The 2,987-nt window shown below is 61.5% G+C and carries 4 protein-coding genes; 3 read left to right on the top strand and 1 reads right to left on the bottom strand.

The window, feature by feature from the left end; translation table 11 throughout:
• Window positions 1–698, top strand: a 698-nt coding sequence (trpS, locus tag ACH2AT_RS10860) for a tryptophan--tRNA ligase (RefSeq protein WP_394965983.1), incomplete at its 5' end; no start/stop codon positions are given.
• A gap of 166 nt (window positions 699–864) precedes the next feature.
• On the top strand, window positions 865–1,107 hold the full coding sequence (locus ACH2AT_RS10855) for an AbrB/MazE/SpoVT family DNA-binding domain-containing protein (protein WP_394965981.1): 243 nt from the start codon (window positions 865–867) through the stop codon (window positions 1,105–1,107).
• A 93-nt stretch (window positions 1,108–1,200) separates the two neighbouring features.
• Here ACH2AT_RS10855 and ACH2AT_RS10850 read toward each other — a convergent pair whose 3' ends face one another.
• The gene (locus tag ACH2AT_RS10850; RefSeq protein ID WP_330057127.1) at window positions 1,201–1,887 is read right to left on the bottom strand and encodes a helix-turn-helix transcriptional regulator; all 687 of its coding nucleotides are present in this window, start codon (window positions 1,885–1,887) and stop codon (window positions 1,201–1,203) included.
• 359 nt (window positions 1,888–2,246) lie between these two features.
• On the opposite strand from ACH2AT_RS10850, the gene ACH2AT_RS10845 reads away from it, so the two are divergent.
• Window positions 2,247–2,882, top strand: coding sequence for a histidine phosphatase family protein (locus tag ACH2AT_RS10845; RefSeq protein WP_394965980.1), 636 nt, complete (start codon window positions 2,247–2,249; stop codon window positions 2,880–2,882).
• Window positions 2,883–2,987 lie beyond the last annotated feature (105 nt).

Raw genomic sequence — 2,987 nt, 5'->3', positions numbered from 1 at the left:
CCCAGTTCGGCGAGCTGTCCCGCATGACCCAGTTCAAGGACAAGAGCGCCAAGCACGCCGACAACGTGAACGCCGGCCTGTTCACCTACCCCGCCCTGATGGCCGCGGACATCCTTATCTACAACGCGGACCTTGTTCCGGTGGGCGTGGACCAGAAGCAGCACCTGGAGCTGACCCGCAATGTGGCCCAGCGCTTCAACAACCTCTACAGCCCCACCTTCACCCTGCCCGAGCCCTACATCGGCAAGACCGGCGCCAAGATCATGAGCCTGCAGGAACCGGACAAGAAGATGAGCAAGAGCGACCCCAACGTGAACGGCTTCATCCTGATGACCGACGACGCGGACACCATCCTGCGCAAGTGCAAGCGCGCCGTGACCGACAGCGACGGCGTGGTGCGCGCCGGCGACGGCAAGCCCGGCGTGACCAACCTGATGAACATCTACTCCTCCCTCACCGGCAAGACCTTTGCCGACATCGAAAAGGAGTTCGACGGCCAGGGCTACGGCGTGTTCAAGGAGGCGGTGGCCGGCAGCGTCATCGACGCCTTGAGCCCCATCCAGGCCGAGTACGCCCGCATCCTGGCGGACAGGGAGTATCTGGACGGCGTTCTGAAAGAGGGCGCCGCCGCCGCCAGCCGCATCGCCGACCGCATGGTGGCCAAGGTCTACAAAAAAGTGGGCCTGGTGCAGCTGTAAAACACCGCTCTTTCGCCGCGCTCCGCCCCGGAGCGCGGTTTTTGTTCACAAAAAATTCGCATTATTCCATTTTTACCATATATTGACATTTTACTCCTTTTGCGGTATAATTGTGTCACAAAATTCCCGAATGTATATTGAGACCCGCTTGAAAAGGAGAAAAACCATGAAATCCACCGGTATCGTGCGCAAGATCGACAGCCTGGGCCGCGTGGTGCTGCCCATCGAGCTGCGCCGCCTGATGAACCTGGAGGACAACGCCTCTCTGGAGATCTTTGTGGACGGGGATGAGATCGTGCTGAAGAAGTACCAGCCCGCCTGCATCTTCTGCGGCGAGGCAAAAGGCGTGGTGGCCTTTGAGGGGCGCAACATCTGCCCCGCCTGCCGCAAGAAGATCGGCAGCCTGTAAAGCGGCCTGCCTTTCCCCCGAAAAGCAGAAAGCAGCCCCCTGCCCGCGCGATGCGGGCGGGGGGCTGCTTTTGTTTTGTGCTGCGTGGGCGTTTCAGCGCACCCGGTCGATGCGGCTCTCGCTGTTCTTGATGAGGTTGAACAGGCTGGTGGCGTAGAGGGGATATTCCTTGGAGAGGCTCTCGGTGGTCATGGCAAAGCAGGAGGTGTCCTTGAGGGCCGGGCCGCTGCCCATGTTCTCGCCCTCCAGCGCCGCCTTCACGTTGGCGTGAGCGGCGCTCATGGCGGCGGCGGAATAGCCCTGCCAGCGGCCCCGGCTCACCCGGAACATGCTCTCGGCGTTCTTGGGGGCCGCGGAATAGACCAGACGGAACATGTTGTAGACCGCCAGCATCAGATAGGCGCTCACCTCGCTCACCAGCCCTTTGTCCGGGCAGGCGGCCAGCTTGCTGAACAGGATGTTCAGGCTGTTGGAGATGAGCTTTTTGTTCAGCGTGGGCAGCACGCTGCCCTTGTAGACGCTGTCCTTCGCGGTCTCGGGATTGGGGATCTCCTCCACCGTGAGGGTCAGGCCGCTGCGGTCGGCGCTGCGCCCCAGAAGATAATCGCAGGATACGTCGTAGTAATCGGCCACCCGCACCACAAAGTCCAGCCCGCACTCGCGGATGCCCTTCTCATAGTGAGACAGCAGCGCCTGAGAGACCCCCAGTTCCGCCGCGGCCTGTTTTTGGGTGATGCCCCGCTCCTTGCGAAGAAGGGTGATGATGCGATTGAATTCCATGATGTCCTGCTCCCTGTCTTTACTCCGGCCGCCCGCCGCGCCGCCGACCCGTCAAACGCCGCAAAGGGCATGACAGCGCGGTTTGCGGGCACTTTTCACCCGCCGGGGGGCCATTACATATCGTAAATTATAAAACAGCAAAAACGCGTTGTAAATACGAAATTCGCCAAATTCCCCCAGCCTTTTTCGTGTGATTTGTCCATTGCTTGACTTTGAAAACTATATGTACGATAATGGTGCCGGGCTCTTTTCTAAATATAGTGTTCGGGCCCGTTGAAACATTCCTGTTTGTTACTATTTTGTAATATGCTTCAGCGTCAAAAGCGCCCCTCTGCGGGCGCGGGAAGGATGAAAAAACCGTGAAGACCTTTAAGCTGCATCTGATCCGCCACGGGCTGACCCGGGGCAACCTGGAAGGGCTGTATGTGGGCGGCGGCACCGACCTGCCCCTGTGCGACGAGGGCCGCCAGGACCTGGAAGTTTTCAAAAGCCGCTTTGCCTATCCCGCGCCGGACACGGTGTTCACCTCGCCCCTGGTCCGGGCGGTGGAAACGGCGGACATCCTTTTCCCCGCCGCCGCCCACCGGCTGGTGGTGCCTCAGCTGCGGGAGGCAAACTTCGGCGTGTTCGAGGGCCGCAGGATGGAGGACCTGGTGAAGGACCCGGGGTTCGCCCGCTGGATGGACCCTGCCTCCGGCTTTGTGCCCGAGGGGGCGGAACCCACGATGGACTTCCACGCCCGCTGCGCCGACACGCTGCATAAGCTGCTGGAATATATGATCCGCTCGGAGGTCGCCGAGGCCGCCTGCGTGACCCACGGCGGGGTCATCATGAGCATGCTGGCCCAGAGCGCCCTGCCCCGCCGCCCGGCCCAGCAGTGGATGGCCGACCCGGGCTGCGGCTACACCGTGCAGACCGACGTGGCCATGTGGATGCGGGACAAGCTGGTGGAGGCGGTGGCCATCCAGCCCGCGGGCTACATGGACGGAGCGTAAAAAAAGAACGGACCGGCACGGGGAAACGCCTTCTGCCGGTCCGCTGTTTTATGATGTGAAAAGGTCAGGCGACGCCCAGCACTGCCAGCGCCGCCAGCATGCCCA

Origin of the sequence: Candidatus Allofournierella excrementigallinarum (genome assembly GCF_944388085.1) — a bacterium.
Taxonomy (GTDB): Bacteria; Bacillota; Clostridia; order Oscillospirales; family Ruminococcaceae; genus Allofournierella_A; species Allofournierella_A excrementigallinarum.
Note: the sequence above shows the minus strand (reverse complement) of the source record. Positions and strands in the feature narration are given on the sequence as shown.

Coding starts and splice junctions, on each gene's coding strand:
- ACH2AT_RS10850 (WP_330057127.1), bottom strand. CDS start 1,887: ATGGAATTCAATCGCATCATCACCCTTCTTCGCAAGGAGCGGGGCATC.
- ACH2AT_RS10855 (WP_394965981.1), top strand. CDS start 865: ATGAAATCCACCGGTATCGTGCGCAAGATCGACAGCCTGGGCCGCGTG.